Source organism: Nostoc sp. (assembly GCF_036917135.1).
In the GTDB taxonomy this organism is placed as follows: domain Bacteria; phylum Cyanobacteriota; class Cyanobacteriia; order Cyanobacteriales; family Nostocaceae; genus Nostoc.
Map to the genome: position 1 here is coordinate 1 of NZ_JBALEA010000048.1, position 25454 is coordinate 25454.

Below are 25454 nucleotides of genomic sequence, written 5' to 3' on the forward strand. Positions count from 1 at the left end.
TAAGTAATAAGTAATAAGTAATAAGTAATAAGTAATAAGTAATAAGTAATAAGTAATAAGTAATAAGTGAATATTCTTACTCATTACTCATTACTCATTACTTATTACTCCAGAATCACCGTGGCTTCAGTCCGGTGAGGATGTCAAACTTCGCGCTATTCTTGATGAGATGTCAGCGAATCAGTTTATTGCAGCGAGCAAAAAAGCATGGGTGGCAAATTAATTGTATTTGAAGGGGTAGAAGGCTGTGGCAAAACCAGCCAAATACAGCTTTGTTCTGAGTGGTTGGAAAGTCTAGGTGTTTCTGTGGTAGTAACTCGTGAACCAGGGGGAACAGAGTTAGGTTTACATCTTCGTCGCTTGCTACTAGAAAAGGCAGAGGATAAACCCTTCTCTACGAGAGGCTGCGCCAACGGCTCCGCTCAGGGCGAGCCAGTTGCAGAATTGACAGAACTCTTGTTGTATGCTGCTGACCGATCGCAACACGTTGAACAAGAACTCAAACCAAATCTCGCAGCCGGGAAACATATTTTATGCGATCGCTACACTGACTCTACCATTGCCTACCAAGGATATGGTCGCGGTCTGAACATGAATTTAATCAATCAGCTTAACAATATTGCTACTAGTGGTTTAGAGAGCGACCTAACTATTTGGTTAGATGTCAATGTCGAAGTAGGACTAGCCCGCAAGCTCTTAGTCCAAGTAGGACTAGATCGCATTGAACAGGAAACAATCGCTTTTCATCGGCGCGTTCAGCAAGGATACGCACATTTAGCAGCATCCCATTCCTCACGAATTGTGCGGGTAGATGGCAGCTTGAGTAAAGAAACTGTACAACAGGTAATTCAAGGAATTTTGCGCGTACACCTGCACTTGGCGACGTAGGGCAAAAATGAAAAACTCCATGCCGCAAGTGGGGTGGAGTTTTTGGGCATGGGGAATGGGGCATAAGGAATGAAGTTACCAATGCCTTGTTTGGCCAATGCCCCAAGGCTTGGGGCGGCTATCCCTCTCCACGCCACTTGCGGGATGGAGTTTCCCGCCGCTTTCAATAAACACTATAGGAATCCGGTTTGATTTCTGAAAAAAATTAAGTATTTGTAGGGTGCGTTAGACTAAAGTCATAACGCACCATTTTCAAGGGTTTGGTGCCGTACTCTCGGCGATAACACACCCTACGTGTTGTTCAAAAATCAAATAGTAATCCTATATTTATACGGACATGATATAAGTCCTAGCACTTTTATATATCTCGTGAAAGAAAAATACGTCAGGATTCAGGTTTCTCAAAAATGCGTTCTTGTGTCAGAAAATATGATGGATGGTCACTAAGCCTGTCCTAAGCGTAGCCGTTCGCGCAGCGTCTCCGATAGGAGAAGGGCGCAGCCGTACCCCTACGGGGATCTTGCTACGCGCAGCGTCTCGTAGAGAAGTACGGGCTACGCCTACGCACCTAAATCAAAATTGCCGAATTTTCAGCCGAGTTTACATAATTTCTGATACATCACCGCAAATGCGCTGATATTTTAATTTCCCCTCTTCATAAATTCCGCAAAAACACCGTTACGCTATTTCTACTTGTGATCAAAACTTAGAGCATCCAGTTTATGAGGGCGTGTTTATGACCAACCCTGTAAAGACAATTATCCAAGTCAATCTGGAGATGGCTCTAGAAGTCGCTCAAGAATTGGAGCTTGCTCCATACACTCAACTCGGTAGTTATTGTTTAGAGATTTTACGAGAGATCGGATGTCCTGGTACTGAACTCCCGCTTAACTTACAGACTCGCGATCAGCAGCTAAATTTTATCACAGGCTTTGCATCTTATGCTTTTGGGGAGGTACAAAGTGTATAAAGCATTAATTGAAGATATATTTTCTGATTCAGAAGGGACAGAAGAAACTACTTTTCCGGCTACAGATGAAGATTTGTTAATCTTAACAGAGAAATTTTTAGGGTTTGAGATTCCCTCAAAGGTTTTTTTGCAAGCTATAGCCATTGCTGATTATGACTCTGCTGCTGCTTTTCGCTACGTTGATAATTATTTGACTACCCTTAAGAATAAGAATAAGCGTAAGCATAAGAAATTACTTGTGTTAGGGTCTTCGACTAAGTTTGACAATAATTAATGTGTTTCTTCACAAGCTAACTAAAAACCAATACGATTTAGATAAGATAATTTGGATGACCGATGTAGAGAGGTTGTAATGCAACGTCTCTACACATATTTGTCCCACACCGATAATAAAGAACAATTAGGATTTATCTATGGTAATCCTGAATCAAATACGCAAAAATAAAATCCCCGACAACTTTCACGAAGTCGGGGATATAGGGCTGGCAATTTACGAATTACAAATTAGTCTTACTCCTTCCAAGACAAACTTGTTCATAGCTTTTACCAGCAATATCCCAAGTGAATTCTGTTTCTACCAGTTGTCTGGCGTTGTGAGACAATTCTGAACGCAGATGTGGATGATCAAATAGTTGACTAATAGCGGTGACGTACTCTGTAGGTTTATTCGCTCGTAATGCCCGTAATGTATGACTAGCACCATCTACGGCTAATCCTTCTAACCCGCGATCGCTAGCTACTATCGGTATACCAGCTGCCATTGCCTCTAAAGTTTTATTTTTAATGCCAAACCCAGTTCGCATGGGTACAACGCAGATGGTGGCTTGATGTAAATATTCTACCATCGAAGGCACACGCCCAATCACATTAATTCCTGGTTTTTGATCAAGTGCTAAAACTTCTGATACCGGATGAGAACCAACAATATCGAAAGTTGTATCAGGATACAACTTTTGGATTTCTGGCAAAACTTCGTTGCTGAAAAAGCAGACAGCATCAATGTTTGCCAAGTTATCCATCGCACCGATGAAAATTAAGCGATGTCCTCCAGGATCGGTTGTACGGTTGGGGAAAGAAACTAAATCTACACCATTGGGAATAACTGTAATTTCACTATTGGGGTTAAACTCTTGTAGTTGAATTTTATCTTCTTCTGTTGTTGCCACAATTGCCGAGAATTTAGCACAGTAGTTTTGCTCATAACGCCGCAAAAGTGGCAGATTAATTTTGTCTCTAAGGGAATTTTCGGAAATGCCGATTGCTAGTTGGTTACGACAGGTAGCGTAAACAGAACTATGAACATTAACTATAGTTTTTAGCTGTTTGGGAAAATGCGAACGTATATAAATTTCATTGACGCTATGTTCGCAGGTAATTACATCACATTTCCCCGCTTCCACCCAGTTATCAATCCATGTTTGCATCTCAACTGAGTAGCGGTTGAGTACGCTTGGCGGTGTCCCCTGTTGCAGAAATCTACCAAATCGCTGTATTTTCTGGAATATTCCGGTGGTTTGAGAATCTGGCGGGCGTTCAAAAATGGCTAGATGATCCACACAATCCCGTAATCCTGCTACTTCTGCGTCTGTAACATCGCCCTCGCGTTGAGTCACGAGGGTAACAGTATGGCGTTGACTCAGATATTTAAGTAAATTAAATGTCCTGACTTGAGTTCCCCCGCGCGTTGGTGGGTAGGGAAAGGTGGAAGATAGCATTAAAATGTTCATATAAGTGATGAATCAAATGTGATATATACACAATGACCTCATTGGAGGCTGTATGTCATCATTTGATTAGACATTGACCGAATTTAATTAGGGCTTGCTCGAAATCCTTGGTAGGTAAAATTCATGAATTGTACCATCACACCAGTGGCACGCCTACAGCAACAGCCTCGGTGCAGATGGAGACAATGAGCTTTGAAAAAATGGATGAAAATTTTGCTACATTACAGCAGATTGCGTTCTAATCGAATATACGTAAAGACGTAGCACTGCTACGTCTCTACAAGGTTTTGGGTTTTATATATGTACTTCATTTACCTGAAATCTGCTGTAACTGAATAACTATTTGCAATTAACGGAGGTCAATTTAGGAAAAAATTCCAAGGCGGCACAAGACACTAACATCGGATCTTCAAGCGGGGGATTTGTATTTGCAATAATGTGAGTAGCAGTAACTTTTTTGAGCGTCCAATTAAAATCTTCTTTTTTATTATGAACAATGCTTTTAATTTGAGTGTAGAAATATTCTCCACGAGCTAAACGATTAGAACCTTGCTGTGTATCACAAGCATAAGAATCATGTTCAGAAGGTAGAATTTTGTTATCTTTTGTACCTAAAATTATTCTCATTGGTATAGCAAATGTTTTTTTCAGATCCACAGATGATAGTTGCTCTCCAGTTAGTTTCTTCAGACCGCAGGGATATTCCCTATTTTCATCGGGTATTGTATACGAACCAGCCTCAGCAGCCACAGCCTTTTTGATATGTGCATTGGGCATAAAAATGACCATTCGATGTACGAATTGTGCCCCCGCAGAGTGTCCATAGATATAGTAATTATCAGCCTTGACTTCCGTGGTTTTTTTGACGAAAGTAAAGATATTTTCAACTTCAGTAAATGCCCATTTATTTCGAGGATTTAATATCTTTAAATCTTCTGTAAACATATTGCCAAGATTATACCCCACTGCTTTTGGAAACCACTTTTGTTCAAACTGGGGAGCAAGTAAAATAAAACTTGTATGCTGATCACTGTTAGATTTATAAATATTTATCCAATCATTTCGATAATCTTGAGCATTACGTTTTTCACCATGCATGGTAAATAAAACTTGAGTATCTTCCTGCAACTTATTAGGTAAATAGTAGTAAACAGGAATAGAGAAATTACTAGATTTAGCTTTGTAAACAAAACATCCTTCTCCCTTTCTTATCACTGTAGAATTACAACTATTATCTGAATGCCTTAAGGGGTGATGAGATGCATAAACAACATAAATTGAAGAGAAATATACCAATGTAGCCATAATAAAAAATAGCCAGTTTTTCATAATAAGAAATTCTTAATGTGCAGGTAATTATTCCTTATTTACTATAAAATATTCAGTCTTAAACTAACTGACTTGAGACAAAAATTAAACTGGGTTAAACATCTGGCAATATTGACAGCTTTACCAATGCGATCGCTACTATTGAGTAGCCTCAACACATCATCTCTATCTCTATCACCCACACTTTTGCCATCGAAACTAGCACCATCTATAAGCGGCCTGCCTGCAAAGCCAGAGTCAAGGGTGATGTCTGGGCAGATGAATTGGCTCCGACTCAATGTATCACTGGAGGCAAAGTCTCTAATAGACATCTCCAGAAATTAAATATGCATCACCCAGAACCCTTGTTTTGACGTAGCACTGCTACGTCAAAACAATTCTTTTTCGGAGATGTCTAATTAGCCATTTCCATGCAGAGCATAATGACAGCAGGGAGAAATTATTGTCTAGGGATTATAGTTCATTTGAGGCATAAGCTGAAGCGATCGCCACATTTTTCCTTCTGTGATTTTCTGATTCCTTTTCTGGTATATGTAAACTAGCCCAACTAACCGCCTAGAACAGTCAACCACAATCAACTCTAGACTAGCAGCACATAAACTCGTAGTATCGAATATGGAGTTTATTTCAACTAAGGATTGTTACATGGCAACTTATAAAGTCACATTAAAGACCCCAGAAGGCGACAAAACAATTGAAGTTGATGATGATGTGTACATCTTAGATGCTGCTGTCGATGACGAAGGTATAGACTTGCCCTACTCCTGTAGGGCTGGTTCTTGCTCTAGCTGCACCGGCAAGTTAATTTCAGGTACAATTAACCAAGACGATCAGAACTTCTTAGACGACGACCAAATTAAGCAAGGATTTGTCCTCACCTGCGTTGCCTATCCCACTTCTGACTGTACAATCTTAACCCATCAAGAAGAAGAGCTTTAGAGATTGCTAACGAGGAATATGATCTGGACTTGCCTTCTTCCTGTAACACTGGTTTTTGCTCGGTAACAGGCAACAAGGAATAAACCTGTACTGAGTTTTGCTCAAAAATAAAACAGGAGTTCTATATTATACGCCGTGTGCAACTTTTACTCAAGCCTAACCCCCTAGCCTCCTTCCATCTGAGGTAAAGGGGAAAATTCTATTCCTCTTTCCTTTAAGGAAAGAGGAATAAAAGTAAGGTCAGAATATTAAGTTGCAGATTGCGTTATATTATTTGACAATCAAGGCAGTTCTTGCTATAAGTTTTGCAAAATAAATCTTCGTGGAGCCAAAAGTGTTTCAAGCTGATCACGGCAGTTGCTCTACTTGGGAAAATCCCTTGGCGCTGGCCTCTCCCTTTGGGAGAAGACGGCACTGCTTCTCCTTGTGGGCGATTAACATTTTTGGGGGAAGGTTCAAGCCCCACCCGCAAATAGCGTGGCTTTCTCCCCTTATAATCTCCTAGAAGAGATTCAGATACCCGACTTCTTTGAGAACTCGGGTATCTTATTGTTCACGAATAATTTAGGACTGCTATATAATGCGATCGCTACACAAAATTTGGCACAGTAGTTAAGAAAGCTAACGACTTTTAACTCTAAATCATGCCAAAGCCTCGTTTTTTCCGCTTCTTTCGCCACCTCAATTGGCGCACGCTCAAAAAAACTTCTGCGAGGACAATTGAAAGGCGACTTTTGGGACTCGCTTCGGAAATCGCTTTCAATGCCATGCTATCGCTGTTTCCAGCAATTCTGGCTCTGATCACAGCGATTGGTTTATTGGCAGAATCTTTGCAAGCTACCTTTAGACAACTGGCGGTTCAATTAAGTCAAGTATTACCTGAAGAAGCCCTGGATCTGATTCGTGATTTTGCCACCACAGAAATTACCAATTCCAAAAATAGCGGTTTGTTTTCTCTGAGCTTTGTGTTAGCAATTTGGACTGCTTCTGGTGCGGTGAATACCGCTATGACAGCCCTCGACCAAATCCATCAAGTTCCTTCAGAAAAGATGCGCCCTTTTTGGAAAGCCAAGCTCGTCTCTCTGGGATTAACAGTTGGTACTATGTTGCTTTTGGTGTTAGCTTCTTTCTTAGTGTTTACCAGCGATTGGCTGTTGGCAATAGTGGTGCGCGAAAATGCTTCTTTGACCTTTTTATTCGATATTTGGAAACTGCTACGCTGGCCTTTAGCTTTAAGTATTGTTGCTGTCGCCTTTGGCTTTGTCTATCGCTATGGGCCAAGCCAGTGGAACTCAGGTACACCAATGATGCCTGGAGCAATTTTAGCGGCTGTTTTTTGGGCAATATTGTCTGCCCTATTTCGGCTTTATGTGGCGAATTTTGGGAATTATAATAAAGTATATGGTGCTGTAGGGGCTGTGATAGTTTTAATGCTCTGGTTGTCGATGAGCGCTGCTGTTCTGTTAATCGGCGATCAGTTAAACGTGACTGTCGGCGAAGATATGCGCTTAAAAGCACAGTCGCAATCTCAAGAAAAATATTAATTAGTAAATCCTAAGAAAGTTTTGGCAAGAGCCTTGTAGGGGAGTAAAATATCTAACGATTCAATACAAAGTTAGCGATCGCCTTCATGTCTGATTCTCCTCCTCGATTTTCGATGATTGAACCTGATGCTAAAGCACCCACCTTGAAGCGCCTACGTCAGTTAAGTCGCCTGCTGGATCATGCTATTACCATTCCTGGCACAAAAATTGGTTTTGGTCTAGATCCAATTATCGGACTCATACCTATTGGTGGTGACTTTTTGGGAGTGATGTTTTCTAGCTACATCATCCTAGAAGCGGCGCGGCTGGGTGTATCTAGAGCCACTTTAGGCAAAATGGTTTTAAATGTAATCATTGATGGTTTGGTAGGCTCTGTCCCAGTTTTGGGAGACTTTTTTGATTTTGCCTGGACAGCTAACACTTATAATATTAAGCTCTTGGAGGATTACTTAAAGTTTCCCAGCGAGCAAAAGAGTGCAGACAGGTGGTTTATCTTGGCGGTTTTGGCTGGATTGTTGCTGATTGCCATTGTCTTAATAGCATTGCCTGTGATACTAATTAGATTGCTGTGGAACGCCTTAACAGGCGGTTAAAGTAATTCGTAATCACCCTCTCGACGAGACGCTTGGCGTAGCTTCTTTGCAGGAGTACACAGACTCGCTTTGCGTGACGCTAACCTAATTAAGTTTTGTAACGGGGATTTAGATGCCGCGACTTGACTGAGCGCTAGCCGAAGGTTTTGCTAGTTGCTATGAAACTTCAACGCCCAGAATTAGTTAAATTATTTATTGATAACGGAATGAAAGATTGGTGGCAAGCTAATTTTCCCAAAGGGCGGCAAAGTCTAATTATTACTGATGCTAAAGGGTATCCTGTACAAATTTCTTATGGTGAAAAAGGTAGAGGTAAGCCGCTAATTTTATTACATGGTATGGGTAGTTGGAGCTACAATTGGCATCACAGCATAGCACCATTATCTAAATATTTTCGGGTAATTTGTTTTGATGCCAAAGGTTTTGGTTTTTCCGAAAAACCATTGTCTCGTAGAGAAGAAAATGGGCATCAAGTTATTGAGTTTCAAAGAGTTATTCAAGCATTATGTGATGAACCCGCAGTGATTGTGGCTGAATCTCTAGGGGGATTAGTTGCCCTAGCCATTGCTCAAGAAAATCCGCAGTTAGTCGGGCGGCTGGTAGTAGTAAACGTACCTGTTTTTGCCGAACATCTACCCCATTGGGCTATGTGGTTACTTGCCCAAACGCCCCTAGAAGTAATGCAAACAATTGACTCTTTACGTCTGGCATATTTGTTTGCACCTCTATTTAGAGAAATTATGGCAATAGAAAGACGTAAAGTATTATTTTATCCGTCAATCCTGACACAGGAAGATATCTATTGGATAACTTACCCGTTTATTGAATTACCTGGTACGATCGCCAAAGTCGCCGAAGAGTTACAAATAGCAGCGCGAGAAATTGATAATTGGCAAGCTAAAAAGCCAAATATGCTCACCAAAATTCAAAATAACCTGAGTGCAATTGAGTGTCCTACACTAGTTTTGTGGGGTGAGCAAGATAGTTGGTTTCCTGCTAGTCATGGTGAAAAGTTGCATCAGCATATCGCCAATTCCAAATTACAGATTTTGTCTAACTGCTGCCATGATGCTTCAACTGGTGCTTCTCAGGCGCTAAATACAGCGATTCTGAAGTTTTTACAAGATACTAATTTTTAAAGAAAATTATTGTAGCATAGAAGAAATATAAAGCACTGACCGTGAACGGCGGGATTTTAAACCCAAATTTTCGATAAAAAGAGAGTGGGAGGAAGCATATCCGTCAGCTTTCAAACTCCCACTCTGCCATTTGCTGCTGAAGTGAACAGGAATATATACAGACGTTGCCCGTTATTTGGGGGCTAATGCGTACTTCAACAACAACGCCCATACGCATTTAATATTCCTGTTGCAGCAAATGCCAAACTTAATTATTGGTATTTATTTGCTGAGAAAAATACTCTGCAAATAATTAGTATAGATAGTTTTTTCTTTTTATAAATCACTTAGTAAATAGTGTTTTACAAAAGGAATTTACTTAGGTGGTAGCCCTTGATAACAAAACCCTTGAAGTCGTTTATCTTCATATAATTTAACTTGGTTAATCAAAGGCTGGTTGCCATTTTGGCAGGTTTTTAAATTTCCCAATTGTTCATATATAACTTTTTAAAAGCAGTTAATCGGCTATGTAGCAATAAATCACAATACAGTTCAGTTAAGCATTTTTTCCCTCTCTTCTCTCTGTGTCCTCTGCGCCTCTGCGGTACCCTGCGGGAAGCCGTTCGCGTAGCGTCTCGTAGAGAAGCGTCTACGTAAAAAAAGAGTTTTGGCCTTAAGTGAACCGTATTGCAATAAATCATTCGTACATAACAAGATTCCCGACTTCTTTAAGAAGTCGGGAATCTAAGCCAAGCTAATTGGCAAAAAGTGTTAATTTAACTAGCTTTTACATTACAGTAGTATTAATACTGGCGTAAAATGGCAGACAATGAACTATTTTTACGAAGATCCATTAAGTCTGCTAAAGGTTCTGTGCGCTTATCCAGGTGGTGCTTGTGTTCTGCTGGTAGAACCGTCACCAGATGTTTTGTTTTAGGCTGCATCTGCATAACTGTCATTAGTTGTGGCTGTGGCACAAAAATTGGCTCGTTCTTGGGAAGGCGTGGTTCCAATTTTTGGTAATGGTTCTGTGCCAAGGGCACTTGATGGCGTTTAACCTGTTTTTGGACTTTATTGCTAATCTTTGTCCGGTTCAGCATTCGGAAAATGAGCAAGGAACCGCCACCACAGCTCAGGACGATCGCAGCTACCATCCATAAAGGTGTAGGATTACTACTCTCGGAGGGCGCATTGATTGGTTCTTCAACTATAACTGGGATTTTTTCTGGTTCTTCTTGTGCTACTGGACCAGCATTACCTAAGCTATACACGGCAAAGGTACCACCTGCCATAAACATGGCAAAAAAACCGGTTAACAATAGCCAAGGATGATGTGCAACCAGATATATCAGAACATTCGAGCTTTTTCTTAGTCTCGATTTCCTGTTTGTCAGCTCTGGAGTAGCCCTTTTTAATTGGGTTCGCTCACGCTGTACACTCTGACTTTTTTCCATGATTACTTTCAGATTTGTACCCCTCTAGTCAATAAATTGTACTGGAGGAGTCAAGCATCAGGTATCCGTAACAAAATTTCCGATTCAAGTAGCTTTTTTGTAAAACATAAGCTGCCAAATCTGGCTAAATTTGGCCAATATTATGTATTGATTATGACTGTAATAGTCTAAAATCAGTTCGTTTCTTTTTTCCATCAGCTAGGAGAATGCCTTTCAAGAGCAAGTTGAATTAACCGATCAACTAATTCGGGAAAGGAAACTCCACTCTGATCCCAGAGTTGAGGATACATACTCGTGGCAGTAAAGCCTGGCAAGGTATTGATTTCGTTAATCAAGACTTCTTTTGTCGCTTCCACATAGAAAAAATCTACCCTTGCCAAACCCGCAGCGTCAACAGCTGCAAAAGCTTGCAAAGCCATGTCCTGAATTTGACGAGCGATCGCATCTGGAATTGGTGCAGGTATCAGTAAATCTGCCCGACCTTCAGTATATTTAGTTTCATAATCATAAAAATCGCTATCATAACTAATCTCTCCAATGATAGAGGCTTGGGGTTGATCGTTACCCAAAACGGCACACTCAACTTCCCTAGCGACAACACCAGCTTCTACAACTAATCGGCGGTCATAAGTGGCAGCATTATCTAAGGCTGCTTCTAATTCTGGGCGCGATCGCACTTTGGCAATACCCACCGATGAACCTAAATTCGCAGGTTTGACAAAAGCAGGATAACCTAATGCTGCCTCAATGTCATCACACAATTTCGGAAATACGCAAGGATTAGACCAAACCTGCGCCCTAGTGATCGCTTTGTATTTTACCTGTGGTAGTCCAGCTTGCTCAAAGGCCATTTTCATGGCAATTTTATCCATCCCCATTGCCGAACCTAACACCCCAGAACCCACAAAGGGGACTTGCATCAAGGTAAGTAACCCTTGAATTGTCCCATCTTCACCGTTGGGGCCGTGGAGAACGGGAAACCAAACATCCACTTGGGCAACTTGAGAGGGAGATTGCCACTTGCTGAGGGTTTGGGCTTGAGGGTTGGATGTCAGATGTCCCTCAGAAGTTGATTGTTCTGATTCCAGAAGCGGAGTGCCGGTTGCTAAAACCTTTTCGGGTACTTCACCCGCAAGCCAGCGTCCATCTTTTTGGATGTAAAAAGGCAATATTTCGTACTTATTAGCATTTTGCTCTGCACTCAAGGCTTTAGCGATCGCCCCTGCTGATTTGATTGAAACTTCATGTTCTCCCGAGCGACCGCCAAACAGTAACCCCACGCGTAGCTTAGTCATTTTCGGTTCCTCGACACTTCTCAAGGAGATAGCGTATCATAACCTACAAAAGTTGCCATCTATTTCTTTTATTTCTTTTACGGTTAGGACTAGCCCTTTGAAAGTGGCTCAATGTGTGGTTGAATTAATTACTTTTAAACCGCAGAGGCGCAGAGAACACAGAGTAAAGAGATTCAAGAGAAATTTTTGACTATAAAAAACTCTACTATGTGAGGTGTCAAAATTTTTTCAGATATTCAAAATCACTGGGCAAAAGCATCTATTCTCGCAGCAACTAAGCGAAATATATTCAAAGGTTATGTAGACGGGACTTTTCGCCCGAATGCACCTGTGACTCGTGCTGAGTTTGCGGCGATTATTTCCGTAGCCTTACCGAAACAGCTATCATCTCGTCCTGGGATCAGGTTTACAGATGTACCCGCCAATCACTGGGCGGCTAAAGCCATCGCCGAAGCATATCAGACAAAATATCTGTCTGGGTATCCCAATTCTCTTTTCAAGCCCAATGAACTAATCCTGCGTGTGCAAGCAATAGCTGCTTTAGCTTCTGGGTTAAATTATGGAGTGACAATAGACCCGATAAATACTGTGAAAAAGTATTATAGTGATTTCGGGCAAATTCCCAGTTATGCGACAAGTGCGATCGCCGCCGCAACCGAAAAGCGGATTATTGTTAACTACCCAGATATCAAAAGCTTGCAGCCAAATCAAAACGCTACAAGGGGACGATCGCTTTCCGGCTTTTCCCAGTGAAGGTGGTTATGAGCAAAAAACTGTTGAACGCTATCAGCAAGAGTTTAATCAACTACCGCCCGTAAATTCCAAAGATCCACAATGGTTACAGTGGCGGGCTGATATTCTTTCAAATTTTTTAACCCGCGTCTACCGCGAAATAATTAGTATCAATTCTGAATCAATTATTTCATTGGCTCCGAGTGTTTATCCTTGGAGTTCTGAAAACTATTTGTCGGTGAGTTTGTAATTTCCCCAGATTTCGATTTAGCTAAACCTTTTTGTGAAAGCATCGCGTTAGTTAATTTTGGTGGAGAATTCAAAGAAGATAAGGAACAAGGGAAAGCATATTTTCTGGGAGGTAAATGGGGATACATTCGCAAACCATAAGAGGATGTTTGTCAAGCATTTTTCGTAACACCAAAGCCTCGGAAACCTAACCCCCCTAGCCCCCCTTCCCTCGTAGGGAAGGGGGGTTTCGTAATGTAAAAAATCTTGAGATTAGTTTGTAGAGAGGACTTTATAGCGGTTCTCGAATGGCTGCAATACACTTTGACCTCTCTCCTAAAAGGAGAGAGGCTTTGAATCTTGCTCCCCTTCCCTACAAGGGAAGGGGCTGGGGGTTAGGTCTGTATTGCACTCAGCAGAGAAGCGCTATAGTCTTCATTTGAGGGATCGAGCCGCTCACTACAAACCTTGAATTATTCACGCCGCTCTACTTACCAACTACATAACGTTATTGAAAAAGCTGTATTTTATCATAAGTAAGTCGGTGCTAATATTTCCAACTATGTTAAGAAATTTTAATGTAGGGTGTGTTGTCGCAGAGCGCAACGCACCGTCACAATCCCAGGTGCGTTAGCCTACGGCATAACACACCCTACAGCTGATCGCTACAGCTAATTGTTATCGAAAAAGCTGTATTTTATCATACATTTTTTCAATAATCGCCTGGGCTAATCATCCTCTGTCTACTTCCAGTCGCCAATTAAAACAATCGTGTTGTCAGCTACAGTTATATTCGAGGAAAGTGGGCAACAATATTGATCAATAACTAGAAATGCAGCCCTACCTGTAAAAGATGCTGCCGTTTCATGAAACCCAGAATTATTGTTTGCGGCTTAGGACGTACCGGATATAAAACCTTTCGTCTGCTGAGACATCAGGGAGCCTTCGTTGTTGGTATTCACCACCAATCCATCCCTGGCGAAACAGCAGGGGATGTAATTGTTGGCGATTTACAAGCAGCTGCTACCCTGACAGCAGCCGGAATTCAACAGGCACACACTTTAGTCATCGCTGGATCTAAAGATGCTGTGAATTTGTCAATTATGATGCAAGCGCGGGTGCTGAATCCCCAGATTCGGATTATCAACCGTTTTTATAATACAAATTTGGGCGAACGCTTAGATCAAAGTTTGCCAGACCACTTGAGTATGAGTGTTGTGGGTTTAGCAGCACCCGTATTCACCTTTGCAGCACTGGGAAACCGAGCGATCGGACAAATCAAATTATTTCAGCAAACTTGGCCAATTCACGAAGAATACATTGATGAAAAGCATTTGTGGAAGGGTAGAAAGCTGAGTGAATTGTGGTCAGACCGATCGCGGATGCTAATTTATTACTTACCAGTCAAAGGTGAGATGGATTTGGTGTCAGCTGTCATATCTGGACAAGAAATCCAAGTAGGCGATCGCTTAATTGTTGGCACCCAACCCCGTATCCGTTCTCCTCGGAGATCATTGATTAGAAAAATACTCAAAGTATTGACTAATTTTAGGCTGTTTCAGCAACACGGGCAATCGGTAGTGGTGGGTGCTATTGTCCTATTGGCGGTGATTGCGATCGCTACACTCACCTATACGTCGGCTGAGTTAAGTTTGTCTCCTGTGGATGCTCTATATTTTTCTGTAGGGATGATTACTGGAGCGGGTGGTAATGACAAAGTAGTAGAAAATGCTCCTAACAGTATTAAGTTATTTACTGTTGTAATGATGCTGGTGGGAGCAGTGGTAATTGGTATTTGGTATGCCATGCTTACCGATTTTGTCTTAGGAAGCCGCTTTAAGCAATTTTGGGATGCAGCCCGAATTCCCCAGCGATATCACTACATTGTTTGTGGCTTGAGTGGTATTGGAGTCAGAATTGTCCAGCAACTCCACGCTAGCGGACATGAAGTTGTAGTGGTTGAACCCGACTCTAACAACAAGTATATCAACACCGCCCGCGAACTCGGTATCCCTGTCATTCAGGGCGATGCCAGCTTTCGCACAATACTTAAAGCTAGCAATATAGAGTCTGCTGCCGCAGTGCTGGCTGTGACTAGCAATGATGCTACCAATCTGGAAATTGCCCTCAAAGCTAAAGGCTTGACACCCAGTATTCCGGTGATTGTTCATTATGCCGATCCCGATTTTGCGGGCATAGCGCAACAGTTATTTGGCTTTGAGGCCGTACTGAGTCCGGCGGAATTGGCAGCCCCAGCTTTTGCGGCGGCGGCACTAGGGGGACGCATCCTTGGTAATGGGATCACAGCCGATAGTCTCTGGGTGGCTTTTGCCACTGTGATTACACCTTCACACGCCTTTTGTGGTCAGTGGGTGAAAGATGTCGCCATGTCTGCTGACTGTGTACCTTTGTACGTAGAAACTAATCACCAAACCCTTCACGGCTGGGATTTGTTAGAAACTAACCTCGGTGTTGGCGATGTTTTATATATGACGATGCCAGCGACGCGGCTATATCAATTGTGGCGGGATGAGCGAGTTTGCGAATCTCACGCTTAACCCAAGTGAAAAGGGCGGTTAGAAACCGCGCGCCAGTTGCTTCAAGTCGGCGGAGCCGCCCAACGCATTGGCTTGTCTACACAGACGAAACCCGCACTTCGGCAGGCTCAGTGACCACCTGCGCGGGTTAAAAACATTAATTTCTCTTATAGCGGTTCCCATTCAGATGCGGTACAATATTACATCACGAAATGTAGGGGCACGGCAATGCCGTGCCCCTACGGGTGTACCTCATGTAAACGAGAACCGCTATAGTCCGCGTAGGCGGACGAGAGTTTGTATAGCCGCGTTCGCCCCTGGCGTGCCGGAGGCATTATTCTATTCGCCAGGGCTTACAGCTATTTTCAGGTAAATAGACGACGCGGTAGGGGCACAGCATGCTGTGCCCCTACGACATCTGTGGTTCAAATACATGAAAACTGCTGTAAGTTGACACCTATGGGCAATGTCATGCCCCTACCAAAGTATTTGTATCATTATTAAAGTGATATGCAATTTAAATGTGGGACAGCTGATTACGAATTACGAATTATTTTAATTTTGCCCAAGGAGATTGACGATCGCTGTCGCTAAATCCACTGGATCTACAGGTTTAGATAGGTGTTTTTGAAATCCTGCGGCCATTGCTTGGTTATAATTAATTTCTCCTGCATAAGCAGTCAAAGCGATCGCGGGTATTTGCCCACCTTGCTCTTTTGGTAATTTTCTCACCTCGCGCAGCAACATATAGCCATCCATTAAGGGCATTCCAATATCGCTTAACAGGATATCTGGCAATGATCGGGCTAATGTTTCCAGGGCTTCATCTGCTGATTCAACTGCGGTTACAGTCGCGCCATATTGTTCCAGCACAAAGCTAAAAAACTCTCGTACATCAGCTTGATCGTCCACAAGCAGTATTTGGACTCCAGCAAGTAGTATGTCGTCATTACTCAGTTCTGCTTGAGAAGCCTCATCATCACTGCTGACTCGCAACTGAGAATTTTTGAGCAAAGGTAGTCTAACTGTAAAGGTAGCCCCTTGTCCTTCTCCCAGACTTTCTGCCTGAACTGTACCACCGTGAAGTTCTACTAGATGGCGCACAATTGCCAGTCCTAATCCCAATCCGCCAAATACTCTAGTTGTTTTGGCATCTGCTTGGCGGAAGTAATCAAAGACGTAGGGCAAAAATTCCGGGTTGATGCCTTTACCTGTATCAATCACCTGGATTTGAGCATCTAACCCAACTTGCTGTAGACGCACTTCTACAAATCCTTCTGTGGGTGTGAATTTAACGGCGTTGGAAAGGAGATTCCACATTACTTGTTGCAAGCGATCGCTATCGCCGAGAACTTTGCCGATATCATTACTTATAACTGTTTGAATTTGAATTGATTTAGCTTCTGCTGCTAAACGCACCGTTTCTAATGCAGCTGCGATCGCTACTTTCAAATTCACTGCATAAAGATTTAACCTGACTTTAGCTTGTAAAATCCGCGAAACATCAAGTAAATCTCCAATCAATTGGGTTTGTAACTTGGCATTGCGCTCGATTGTTTCCAAAGCCTTGATTTTAGTGGCTTCGTCGAACTTACGGGTTCTGAGTAACTTAGCCCACCCTAAAATCGGATTCAAGGGAGTTCGGAGTTCATGGGAAAGGACAGCGAGAAATTCATCTTTAATGCGGTTAGCTGTTTCAGCTTCTGCCCTGGCAGTCTTTTCGGCTTCGTAAAGTTGAGCGCGGGCGATCGCTTGGGCACACTGCTGTCCCAGTGTCAACATAAATCCCTGGTCTTCTTCGTTAAATATTTGTCCAGTGGTAAAGCTTAATCCCAGTGCCCCAATTACTTTACCTTCTGCGATCAAGGGAATGGAAGCCCAAGAATTATTCCCCATAACAGTCACAACATTTGCTAAGTTGGGATATCTAGCAATCATGGCTGCTAAATTTTCTAAAAAAATCGGCTGCCCAGTTCTGACTGTTTCTGCTATTTGGTTAGGTGATGTGATGGGAAAAGTTGCCCAAGTATTTACGAGGGTTTGCGGATAGCCAATTGCTTGCACAACTTTCAGGGTATTATCTCCCTCATCAAGTAAGACAACGGAACCACCAGTAGCTTCCAAGACGGCAATTCCTTGGTTCACCACTACATCAGCCACCTCCTCGGGAGTTAAGGCTTCCGAGAGGGCAGCAGTTATTCTTTGTAAAAGTATGGTGCGATTGACAGACCGTTCAGCTGCCTGTTTTGCCTGTTGAGTTTCTTGGTAAAGTCTAGCGTTGTCGATGGCTGTGGCTGCGCGACGAGCAATATCCTCTGCGAAAGCTAAATCTGCCTCTGTGTAATAACGCCCAGAATCGGCTGTAGTAAAAGATATGGAGCCGAATAATTGCCCACGGGAGTAGAGGGGAATTAGCATCAGAGAACGAATCTCTAAACTGGACAGCAACTGATGATGTTCCTGATCTTCGGCGAACCCTGCGATCAACGAATCCGAAAATTCTCGATGAAAAACGGATTTTCCTTCCTTTAAACTGAAGAAAATTGAACGTCTTCGCTTGGTACTCCTAGGATAAAGCCGTTGTAATTCCTCCATGATCTTGGTTTTGATGGGGTAAGCACTAGCGATCGTCAGATTTTGAACTGACTCATCTTCCGTAAAAATATCCACAACACACCAGTCTGCTAAGGTGGGAACGGCTAGATGGGCGACGTTGTTCAAAACGACTTGATAATCTAAGGAAGCAGCTAGTAAGGCGCTGGATTCTAATAAAAATTGTTGCGTGGCTTCTACTCGTTTGCGTTCGCGTAGCGCGGCTTGCCGATCACTAATATCCTCGATAATCCCCAAAGCATACATTGGTTTACCCTCAGCCCAAACTGCTGATACAGTCACCTTCACCCACACCAGGGAACCATCTTTATGAATGTAGCGTTTCTCTAAAGAATAACCATTGATTTCCCTGGATAATACTTGTCGAGCATAAAGCCAATCAACTTTCACGTCGTCAGGGTGAGTAATGTCTTGAAAACTCAACTCGATTAATTCTTCTACGCTGTACCCAGTAATCTCACAAAAAGCCGGATTCACCTGGAGAAATTGTCCATCTAATGCCACTAGGGTAATACCTACGGTGGCCTGATTGAAGATGGTGCGGAATCTTTCTTCACTTTCCCGCAAGGCAACTTCTGTTAGTTTTGCTACTGTCACGTCTGCTAAAATAATTCCAATTCCTACAGTTTCACCCATTGGGTTGTTGACAGGATAATAGTTGCCCAGCCAGTAGCCGTAACGTCTGGGTTGTTGCCTCGTTTCACCGCTAATTTCCACATTCAGCAGGGGTTCTCCAGTATCCAACACGCGCTGTAATTGCGGCTCCAACTCAGCCGCCATTGCTGGTAACACTTCTCCAAACTGGCGTCCTAGATGTTCTTCTATGGTGAAACCGTTAATTTCAGCGAAAACTTGATTAATTCGGATATATCGCAGTTCCCGATCCAAAAAGCATACAGCAACGGGAGCGGCTTCTAGCAGCGCATCTAGAAGAGATAGAGATTCGGCATAATGAATTAAAGCTTGTTGGATATCTCGATAAAGTTGAGCATTTTCTACTGCTAAGGCAGCACGATGGCTAATATCTGTTGCTAAAGTTAGGTGATTGCGATCGTAGCGACGGTTTGATTCGGCGCTGACAAAACTGATGCAGCCCAGTACTCGCCCTTGTACGACTAATGGCACAATTATCACAGACTTCATCCCCAATTGCCGAACCAGTTCTAAGTCTTCCTGATTCTGAGTATTTGCCACTAATAGGGAGTCAGGTATCTCTGAGATTAATTCGCTTTGCCCAGTTTGCAGTACTCTAGTAATTGCACTTGCACCCTTGTAATCTTTCACATACTCCTGAAGTTTACGCGCCAACTCCGCTTTCGATGGGTCTGCATGGGCAATGGGTAGGCGGCGAATGGAACCATCTTCATTTAAAATGTCAACGCTACACCAGTCAGCAAGCTGGGGTACTGAGATTTTGGCAATCTGTTCTAAGGTTTGTTCATAATCTAGAGAAGTCGAAAGTACACTACTAATTTGGGCGATATAACGCAGTCTTTCTTCAGCCTGCTTGCGCTCAGTAATATTCACACCTGCACAGGTAATACCCTGAATGCTATTATTTGCATCCTTTAGTGGTTCAACTAGTAAATCATAGTAACGGTCTTCTCCCCGAATTATCAGATAAACCTCTTCACGGGTTGCCACACCAGTCTCTATTACCTTCAGCTTAATTGCGCTCAATTGTTCTGCTACTATAGCTGGAAATAATTCATCATCAGACTTACCTAACATCTCCTCAGCAGTCTCTAGACCTTGAGGATTATGAATCCACTGATATCGTAAATCACGATCCTGCTGAAAGATCACGATATCTGAACTACTTAGCGCTAATCGAAATCGCTCTTCACTAACTCTCAGCTTTTGGAGATTTTCATCAGCCCGTCTTTTAGCAGTCTTTAATTCTTCGCAGATGATGCTAAAGAGTAATCCTTGTAATGCAAAAAATCCAATTCGCACAGAATTTGATAGATCAAAATTTAGCTCATAAACTGGCGGTAGGAAGAAGTAATTGCTCAGTAGCGCAGACAAGCTGGTTGCTAAAAGTCCTGATTTCAAACCACCATCCCAGGCACTTACCATTACAGCGCTAAAAAACAGCAAAAAAGGAGTTCCATTCATGCTTAACCAGGGGTCTAGCATCAACATTAGCACTAATGCAATTGCGACACTTAATACAACAATGCCATAACGCAGTAATTGGGAAGAATGAATAGGAGGCATGAAAGTGTCTTGGAACAACCAATACTTATTGCAGAGGCTCTACATACCCTAAGCTAGTTTGTAAATTTTAGTAACTTATCTACAGATAGATTTTTATTTAGTTGGAAAAATATCTTTTGTTAGAAGCTAATTACTCAAAAATATAGTATGGGAAACAAAAAATATCGTTAATTTTATATATAGCAATTGTATTTTTTTTGTAAAGACCGAGAAGCTCAGATCCCCGACTTTTTGAAGAAGTCGGGGATCTTGTTTAGAACTTTGCTAGAAGCAAGCTATATGGAATCAATCTAAAATCCAAAATTAATTTACAAAGGCAATGACTTTACAGCTATTTTCAGGTAAATAGACCACGGGGTAGGGGCACAGCATGTTCCCTACGACATCTGTGGTTCAAATACATGAAAACTGCTGTAAGCATGGGGTCAATCTAAAATCTAAAATGGTCTAATAGGTTGTTTGAAAAGTTTTTTTGTATACGCCTAACCCTTGGAGATCCCCCTAAATCCCCCTTAAAAAGGGGGACTTTGATTCTGGTTCCCCCCTTTTTAAGGGGGGTTAGGGGGGATCAACAAGTGCCTCAAATCACAGCTAAATACTTTTCAAACAACCTCTAACAGATATCCTTCAGCACTGCTACCAATTTTTCAATATGTACTGCTTGATGAGTTGCCATTAAAGATATTCTAATCCGACTTGTGGGCACCGTGGGAGGACGAATTGCTGGGGCAAAAATGCCAGCATCTCTTAGCTGTTTTCCAGCTTTGAGGGCATCTGTAGCACTAGGTAATTGAAAACATAATATGGGTGATTCGGAAGGCAATAATTTGAGATTAGGTAACTGTTTTTGGAGCAAATTTTTCAAGTATTGTACATTTTCCCACAATTGGGCACGGCGTTGCGGTTCTTGTTGCACTATTTTGATTGCTGCTAAGGCTGCTGCCGTATCAGCAGGTGAAAGCCCAGTGGTGTAAATCCAACTGGCTGCGCGGTTACGCAAAAAGTCAATAAGGGCGCTACTTCCTGCCACATACCCGCCTAAACTACCCAAAGCTTTGCTCAATGTGCCAACTTGAATTAATTGCTTTCCTGTATACCCAAAATGCTCGACACACCCGGCGCCAGTTTTTCCTAGTACTCCAGTGGCATGAGCTTCATCGACTAGCAGCATACAGCTAAACTGATCAGCGATCGCCAACAGTGCGGGCATTGGACATAAATCACCATCCATGCTAAAGACGGTATCAGTAATCATCAAACAGCGCCGGTAGTTTTGCCGATGTTGACTCAACTGAGTTTTTAGAACTGCAATATCACAGTGCGGATATTCTACAACTACTGCACCGCTCAGAATCGCTCCATTTTTCAGACTGGAATGATTGTACTGGTCAGAGAGAATTAAATCACGCTTGCCAACGAGGGCGGTAATTGTACCCAAATTGGCTAGATACCCGGAACTAAAGACCAAAGCATCTTCTGTTTGTTTGGTAGATGCGATCGCCTCCTCTAACTCCCTGTGTAATTCTCTATGCCCACTGAGTAATCTAGAACCAGTACTTCCAGTGCCAAATTCGGCGATCGCCGCAGTTGCAGCCGCCATCAAGCGCTCATCCCCAGCCAATCCCAAATAGTCATTACTGGCAAAATTAATTACCTCTTGCCCAGCTAAAACCACCGTTGCACCTGGACGACCGTGGATTGTTTGTACTGAACGATACCAGTCTGCCCGATGAATTGTTGCTAAGGACTGTTCTAGCCAAGCATAAGGATCGGTCATGGGGAGATGAGGGAGATGAGGGAGATGGGGGAGATGGGGGAGATGGGGGAGAATAACTAATGACCAATGACCAATGACCAATGACCAATGACCAATGACTAATGACTATTAAGTTCGCTACTGAGGTGAGCGATCGCTTGTTTAATCCAATCTTCGACGTAGGCATCTTTGGGTAGTCCAATATCTTCACTCACCACATGCAGGGCGTGACTGACCTCATGGGCAGTATATCCCAAGGCGAAGAGGGTCATTTGCACCTCTTCGAGAATTCCTGGTGCTGGACCACCTGTGGCGACGAAGAACCCGGCTGATTTGCGCCACTCGACTAATTTGCTTTTCAGTTCCAAACAGATGCGCTCTGCGATTTTTTTACCCACACCTGGAGCCTGAATTAAGATTTGTGTATTGCCAGCGATAATTGCTTGGACTAAATCTGGTAGTTCCAGAGTGTCCAAGAGGGCGATCGCTAAGGCTGCACCAATACCTGTGACAGTCAGCAAGTGGCGAAATAAATCGCGTTCGGCGGGCGAAGCAAAGCCATATAGAAAGGGCACTTCTTCCCGAATTTGGAAATGGGTAAAAATTTGCGTCACTCCTCCCGACTCTGGTAAGTGGTTTGCTAGCCGTTGGGGAACTTGCAAATCATACCCCAAGCCATTCACTTCCAGAGTCAGAATGACGCGATTAGCGCCAATTGTTTGGATACCAGCGACTATACCTTTTAGATAACTAATCATTACAAGAGACCAAAATAATTTAAGCCTTCGATAATTCCACCTGCACAAAAACATGAAGCCAGGTAGCGATGGGTAGCGGGATACTCATCATGCCATTGGAGTAACTCTTTTCGGGCATTCCCCACAATGATTCCCCGTTCGTTGCCTACAGCAAATAAAGCAATATCATTACCCGAATCACCACAGACAACTGTTTGTTCTACTGCAAATTTCCACTTTTGGCGTAAAAACTGCATTGCCTGACCTTTATCGCTGCTATGGGGTACAATGTCAAGGTCAATACCGCTACTGTAGATTAACTTTACATTTAATTTAAATTTCTGCAACTCTGCTTCAAGTTCTGATATCACTCTGACAGATACTTCTTGTTCCAGGAAAAAACTTACTTTGAAGGGACGCTGTTCTGAATCTGGTTGTAGAACTAACTCAGGATATTTCCTGGTAATAGATAATACAGTTTCCCGTTCCCATCCTAGAGAGATGATTTCTGACCAATCTGAGTCTGGAGTATCAGTACCATCAAGGTAAATTTCTGTACCCACAGAAAGGACGAGGGCATCTGGTTGCAAAAGATTTTTTTGACCTTGGAGTTCTTTGTAAAGCACAGGCGATCGCCCAGTAGAATAAACAATTTTAGTGCCGTATTCTTGGCGATGTCTCTTCAGCAGTTGATTTAGTTCTGGCAAAGCGCTGTCATCCCCCACAGTGCGGTATACGAGGGTGTCATCTAGATCGGTTACAAAAAGAAATGGTTTCATGATTAGACCTCTTGCAAAATTTCGTTATTCTACCGTGTGAAGAGACTTTACAAAATTAGGATTTACACAAACAATAGCTAAACCTCATCTAAATTAAGAACCGTAGTTTTTGCCCTCACCCTAAATCCCTCTCCCAGACATGGGCTATCCATTACCCGGATCTTTCTCAACATTTACCAGAGTATTCACTCACGCTTTTTCTAACCCTGATTCCTTCGTCGTCAATTCTCAATAAAAACCTAATTTTAGCGACAATACTAAGAACCAATCTGTCAAGTATTGGCTAGGTGGGAGTATTCCTGCAAGCATCATTAAACTTCCTGAGCAAGGATTAAACTGGTACTACTGGAAACTTCCAAACCCCACCTTTTGGAGTCGAGCGACGGCTTGGGGTATGTACCTTGGGCATCAGTTTAGCATCTGGGCGTGTATTTTATGGGCGACAATTTTACTCACCATTACTAAGAGCTTTTTGTTGTTGATAACGCTGTTTAAACTGCTGTTGTTGTATTTTATGATCCACAATTGGGTCAGGATAGCCAACAGCATGACGTTCTAAAGGTGGAATTTTACCAGTAACTAAATATTCTGTATTTACAGACCGCAATTCTGATACCCATTGCCGAATATATTCGCCATCTGGATCAAATTTTTGTGTTTGACTGGCTGGGTTGAAAATCCGCACAGGTTTGGGGTCCATGCCACTAGAAGCACTCCATTGCCAACCGCCATTATTGGCAGATAAATCCCCGTCAATCAGCTTTTGCATAAAATATTTTTCTCCCAATTGGGGATTAATTAGCAAGTCTTTAGTGAGGAAACTGGCGACAATCATCCGACAACGGTTATGCATCCAACCGCTTTCATTTAACTGGCGCATTGCTGCATCCACGATGGGATAGCCTGTTTTCCCCTCACACCAAGCTTGGAAATGTTCTTCGTTAGTTTTCCAAGGAAAGTTTTTGAAGGTGTCCCGGAAAGCACCATCAGCTAATTCGGGGAAGTTATACATTGCGTGTTGATAAAATTCCCGCCAAGCTAATTCTTGTTGCCATGTGCGAATATTAACTGCTGTTTCCTCACTACGGCTATTTTCTAATGCTTCTATGGTGCTTTGCCAAACAGTACGAATGCCAATTACCCCAAATTTTAAAGCTGCACTCAGTTGTGATGTTCCGTCAACTGCGGGGAAATTTCGCTGTTCTTGGTATTCAGTAATCGCTTTATTAGTAAATTCTTCTAATCGTTCTTGCGCTGCCGCCTCTCCCGGTGAAATAATTAATTCTTCATCCCAGATAAATCCTAAATCTTTCGCTGAAGGTAATGCGATCGCTCCTGCAAGTTTGGCAATTTCTTGTTCAGCTTCGGTTAAGCCCTCAACATTTTGTAGTGTTTCTACTGGTTGACTCTTTGGTTTAGTAATCCAATTTTTCCAGAAGGGGGTGTAAACGGTGTAAGGATTGTTACCACCTGTGCGGATATCCTCTGGGGAGTTGAGAATTTGATCCCAGTTTTGGTTAAGAAACTCAATACCTTTTTCATTGAGGGCATTTATAATGGTGCGATCGCGTTCTTGTGAATAAGGTTCTACATCCCAATTCCAAAAAACAGCTTTGGCATTTATTGCCTCTGCTAAAGCTGGTATCCCTTGTACAGGATTGGCATGGAGTATTAATAACTGGCTACCAACTTGAGCATATCGCTGTTGGAGTTTCTGCAAACATCCAATCATATAAGTTACTCTGGCAGGAGCAACATCATCCCGTTCCAGAATATGCGGATCAAGGCAAAACACGCCCACTATCTTCGGACTCTGCCGTTTTGCCGCAGCCAGTCCCGTATTGTCAGAAATGCGTAAATCGCGCCGATGCCAAAACAAAATTAAGTCAGACATTCTATGCTGTATATAGTTCACCCGTACTAGCTTAGATGCTAGTGGTACTAATGAGCATGATTCTGACGATAAATTTTTTCTATTTAATCCGCATCTGATTG

20 protein-coding genes are annotated in these 25454 nt (G+C 42.6%); 10 read left to right on the forward strand and 10 right to left on the reverse strand.

Annotation, left to right across the window (positions count from 1 at the left end):
• The first annotated feature begins 207 nt into the window (after positions 1-207).
• The 3 genes from tmk (at position 208) to V7K50_RS14330 (ending at position 2132) form a co-directional block, all read left to right on the forward strand.
• Positions 208-888: a dTMP kinase gene (gene tmk, locus V7K50_RS14320; protein ID WP_334961024.1), complete on the forward strand. Its 681-nt coding sequence runs from the start codon at positions 208-210 to the stop codon at positions 886-888.
• A gap of 736 nt (positions 889-1624) precedes the next feature.
• Positions 1625-1858, forward strand: coding sequence for a hypothetical protein (locus V7K50_RS14325; RefSeq protein ID WP_334961026.1), 234 nt, complete (start codon positions 1625-1627; stop codon positions 1856-1858).
• A complete protein-coding gene (locus V7K50_RS14330; RefSeq protein WP_334961028.1) occupies positions 1851-2132 on the forward strand; it encodes a hypothetical protein in 282 nt (93 codons plus the stop codon). The genes V7K50_RS14325 and V7K50_RS14330 overlap by 8 nt, the downstream gene beginning before the upstream one ends.
• Before the next feature lie 223 nt (positions 2133-2355).
• On the opposite strand, the gene V7K50_RS14335 is transcribed toward V7K50_RS14330, so the two are convergent.
• The 3 genes from V7K50_RS14335 to V7K50_RS14345 all read right to left on the reverse strand — a co-directional run bounded on the left by V7K50_RS14335 (position 2356) and on the right by V7K50_RS14345 (position 5225).
• Positions 2356-3585: a glycosyltransferase family 4 protein gene (locus tag V7K50_RS14335; protein ID WP_334961030.1), complete on the reverse strand. Its 1230-nt coding sequence runs from the start codon at positions 3583-3585 to the stop codon at positions 2356-2358.
• A gap of 339 nt (positions 3586-3924) precedes the next feature.
• On the reverse strand, positions 3925-4914 hold the full coding sequence (locus V7K50_RS14340) for a hypothetical protein (protein WP_334961032.1): 990 nt from the start codon (positions 4912-4914) through the stop codon (positions 3925-3927).
• A gap of 41 nt (positions 4915-4955) precedes the next feature.
• Entirely contained in the window at positions 4956-5225 is a 270-nt protein-coding gene (locus V7K50_RS14345) for a hypothetical protein (RefSeq protein ID WP_334961034.1), read from the reverse strand.
• Between the two features lie 334 nt (positions 5226-5559).
• Between V7K50_RS14345 and V7K50_RS14350 the strand changes: the two genes are divergently transcribed.
• The 4 genes from V7K50_RS14350 to V7K50_RS14365 all read left to right on the forward strand — a co-directional run bounded on the left by V7K50_RS14350 (position 5560) and on the right by V7K50_RS14365 (position 9129).
• Positions 5560-5853 carry a 2Fe-2S iron-sulfur cluster-binding protein gene (locus V7K50_RS14350; protein WP_334961036.1) on the forward strand — a complete coding sequence of 98 codons (294 nt, stop codon included), beginning with the start codon at positions 5560-5562 and terminating at the stop codon, positions 5851-5853.
• Positions 5854-6497: 644 nt separating this feature from the next.
• The gene (locus tag V7K50_RS14355) at positions 6498-7397 is read left to right on the forward strand and encodes a YihY/virulence factor BrkB family protein (RefSeq protein ID WP_334961038.1); all 900 of its coding nucleotides are present in this window, start codon (positions 6498-6500) and stop codon (positions 7395-7397) included.
• 86 nt (positions 7398-7483) lie between these two features.
• The gene (locus tag V7K50_RS14360) at positions 7484-7990 is read left to right on the forward strand and encodes a DUF4112 domain-containing protein (protein WP_334961039.1); all 507 of its coding nucleotides are present in this window, start codon (positions 7484-7486) and stop codon (positions 7988-7990) included.
• Between the two features lie 206 nt (positions 7991-8196).
• A complete protein-coding gene (locus V7K50_RS14365; protein ID WP_334961086.1) occupies positions 8197-9129 on the forward strand; it encodes an alpha/beta fold hydrolase in 933 nt (310 codons plus the stop codon).
• Positions 9130-9911: 782 nt separating this feature from the next.
• On the opposite strand, the gene V7K50_RS14370 is transcribed toward V7K50_RS14365, so the two are convergent.
• The gene (locus tag V7K50_RS14370) at positions 9912-10562 is read right to left on the reverse strand and encodes a hypothetical protein (protein ID WP_334961041.1); all 651 of its coding nucleotides are present in this window, start codon (positions 10560-10562) and stop codon (positions 9912-9914) included.
• Between the two features lie 194 nt (positions 10563-10756).
• On the reverse strand, positions 10757-11857 hold the full coding sequence (locus V7K50_RS14375; protein WP_334961042.1) for a D-alanine--D-alanine ligase family protein: 1101 nt from the start codon (positions 11855-11857) through the stop codon (positions 10757-10759).
• A 234-nt stretch (positions 11858-12091) separates the two neighbouring features.
• On the opposite strand from V7K50_RS14375, the gene V7K50_RS14380 reads away from it, so the two are divergent.
• The 3 genes from V7K50_RS14380 (at position 12092) to V7K50_RS14390 (ending at position 15375) form a co-directional block, all read left to right on the forward strand.
• A complete protein-coding gene (locus V7K50_RS14380; RefSeq protein WP_334961088.1) occupies positions 12092-12610 on the forward strand; it encodes an S-layer homology domain-containing protein in 519 nt (172 codons plus the stop codon).
• Positions 12495-12839 carry a family 10 glycosylhydrolase gene (locus V7K50_RS14385; protein WP_334961090.1) on the forward strand — a complete coding sequence of 115 codons (345 nt, stop codon included), beginning with the start codon at positions 12495-12497 and terminating at the stop codon, positions 12837-12839. The genes V7K50_RS14380 and V7K50_RS14385 overlap by 116 nt, the downstream gene beginning before the upstream one ends.
• An 844-nt stretch (positions 12840-13683) precedes the next feature.
• Entirely contained in the window at positions 13684-15375 is a 1692-nt protein-coding gene (locus V7K50_RS14390) for an NAD-binding protein (RefSeq protein ID WP_334961044.1), read from the forward strand.
• Between the two features lie 534 nt (positions 15376-15909).
• Here the strand turns inward: V7K50_RS14390 and V7K50_RS14395 are convergent.
• From V7K50_RS14395 to V7K50_RS14415, 5 genes are all read right to left on the reverse strand, one after another.
• Complete coding sequence (locus V7K50_RS14395) at positions 15910-20187, reverse strand: PAS domain S-box protein (protein WP_334961046.1); 4278 nt, start codon at positions 20185-20187, stop codon at positions 15910-15912.
• Positions 20188-20800: 613 nt separating this feature from the next.
• Positions 20801-21964, reverse strand: a complete 1164-nt coding sequence (gene bioF / locus V7K50_RS14400) for an 8-amino-7-oxononanoate synthase (RefSeq protein ID WP_334961048.1) — start codon at positions 21962-21964, stop codon at positions 20801-20803.
• A 98-nt stretch (positions 21965-22062) separates the two neighbouring features.
• On the reverse strand, positions 22063-22701 hold the full coding sequence (ruvA, locus tag V7K50_RS14405) for a Holliday junction branch migration protein RuvA (protein ID WP_334961050.1): 639 nt from the start codon (positions 22699-22701) through the stop codon (positions 22063-22065).
• Positions 22701-23459: a sucrose-phosphate phosphatase gene (locus V7K50_RS14410; protein ID WP_334961052.1), complete on the reverse strand. Its 759-nt coding sequence runs from the start codon at positions 23457-23459 to the stop codon at positions 22701-22703. Before V7K50_RS14410 ends, ruvA begins: the two co-directional genes overlap by 1 nt.
• A gap of 448 nt (positions 23460-23907) precedes the next feature.
• Positions 23908-25353 (reverse strand): deoxyribodipyrimidine photo-lyase, 8-HDF type, encoded by a 1446-nt coding sequence (locus V7K50_RS14415; RefSeq protein WP_334961054.1) that lies wholly within the window; start codon positions 25351-25353, stop codon positions 23908-23910.
• Between the last annotated feature and the right edge of the window lie 101 nt (positions 25354-25454).

Bases quoted from the DNA above. Each gene is read 5' to 3' on its own strand.
- bioF (WP_334961048.1), bottom strand. From the start codon at position 21,964: ATGACCGATCCTTATGCTTGGCTAGAACAGTCCTTAGCAACAATTCAT.
- V7K50_RS14370 (WP_334961041.1), bottom strand. From the start codon at position 10,562: ATGGAAAAAAGTCAGAGTGTACAGCGTGAGCGAACCCAATTAAAAAGG.
- V7K50_RS14355 (WP_334961038.1), top strand. From the start codon at position 6,498: ATGCCAAAGCCTCGTTTTTTCCGCTTCTTTCGCCACCTCAATTGGCGC.
- V7K50_RS14375 (WP_334961042.1), bottom strand. From the start codon at position 11,857: ATGACTAAGCTACGCGTGGGGTTACTGTTTGGCGGTCGCTCGGGAGAA.
- V7K50_RS14340 (WP_334961032.1), bottom strand. From the start codon at position 4,914: ATGAAAAACTGGCTATTTTTTATTATGGCTACATTGGTATATTTCTCT.
- V7K50_RS14390 (WP_334961044.1), top strand. From the start codon at position 13,684: ATGAAACCCAGAATTATTGTTTGCGGCTTAGGACGTACCGGATATAAA.
- V7K50_RS14345 (WP_334961034.1), bottom strand. From the start codon at position 5,225: ATGTCTATTAGAGACTTTGCCTCCAGTGATACATTGAGTCGGAGCCAA.
- tmk (WP_334961024.1), top strand. From the start codon at position 208: ATGGGTGGCAAATTAATTGTATTTGAAGGGGTAGAAGGCTGTGGCAAA.
- V7K50_RS14410 (WP_334961052.1), bottom strand. From the start codon at position 23,459: ATGAAACCATTTCTTTTTGTAACCGATCTAGATGACACCCTCGTATAC.
- V7K50_RS14365 (WP_334961086.1), top strand. From the start codon at position 8,197: ATGAAAGATTGGTGGCAAGCTAATTTTCCCAAAGGGCGGCAAAGTCTA.
- ruvA (WP_334961050.1), bottom strand. From the start codon at position 22,701: ATGATTAGTTATCTAAAAGGTATAGTCGCTGGTATCCAAACAATTGGC.
- V7K50_RS14395 (WP_334961046.1), bottom strand. From the start codon at position 20,187: ATGCCTCCTATTCATTCTTCCCAATTACTGCGTTATGGCATTGTTGTA.
- V7K50_RS14325 (WP_334961026.1), top strand. From the start codon at position 1,625: ATGACCAACCCTGTAAAGACAATTATCCAAGTCAATCTGGAGATGGCT.
- V7K50_RS14415 (WP_334961054.1), bottom strand. From the start codon at position 25,353: ATGTCTGACTTAATTTTGTTTTGGCATCGGCGCGATTTACGCATTTCT.
- V7K50_RS14335 (WP_334961030.1), bottom strand. From the start codon at position 3,585: ATGAACATTTTAATGCTATCTTCCACCTTTCCCTACCCACCAACGCGC.
- V7K50_RS14360 (WP_334961039.1), top strand. From the start codon at position 7,484: ATGTCTGATTCTCCTCCTCGATTTTCGATGATTGAACCTGATGCTAAA.
- V7K50_RS14350 (WP_334961036.1), top strand. From the start codon at position 5,560: ATGGCAACTTATAAAGTCACATTAAAGACCCCAGAAGGCGACAAAACA.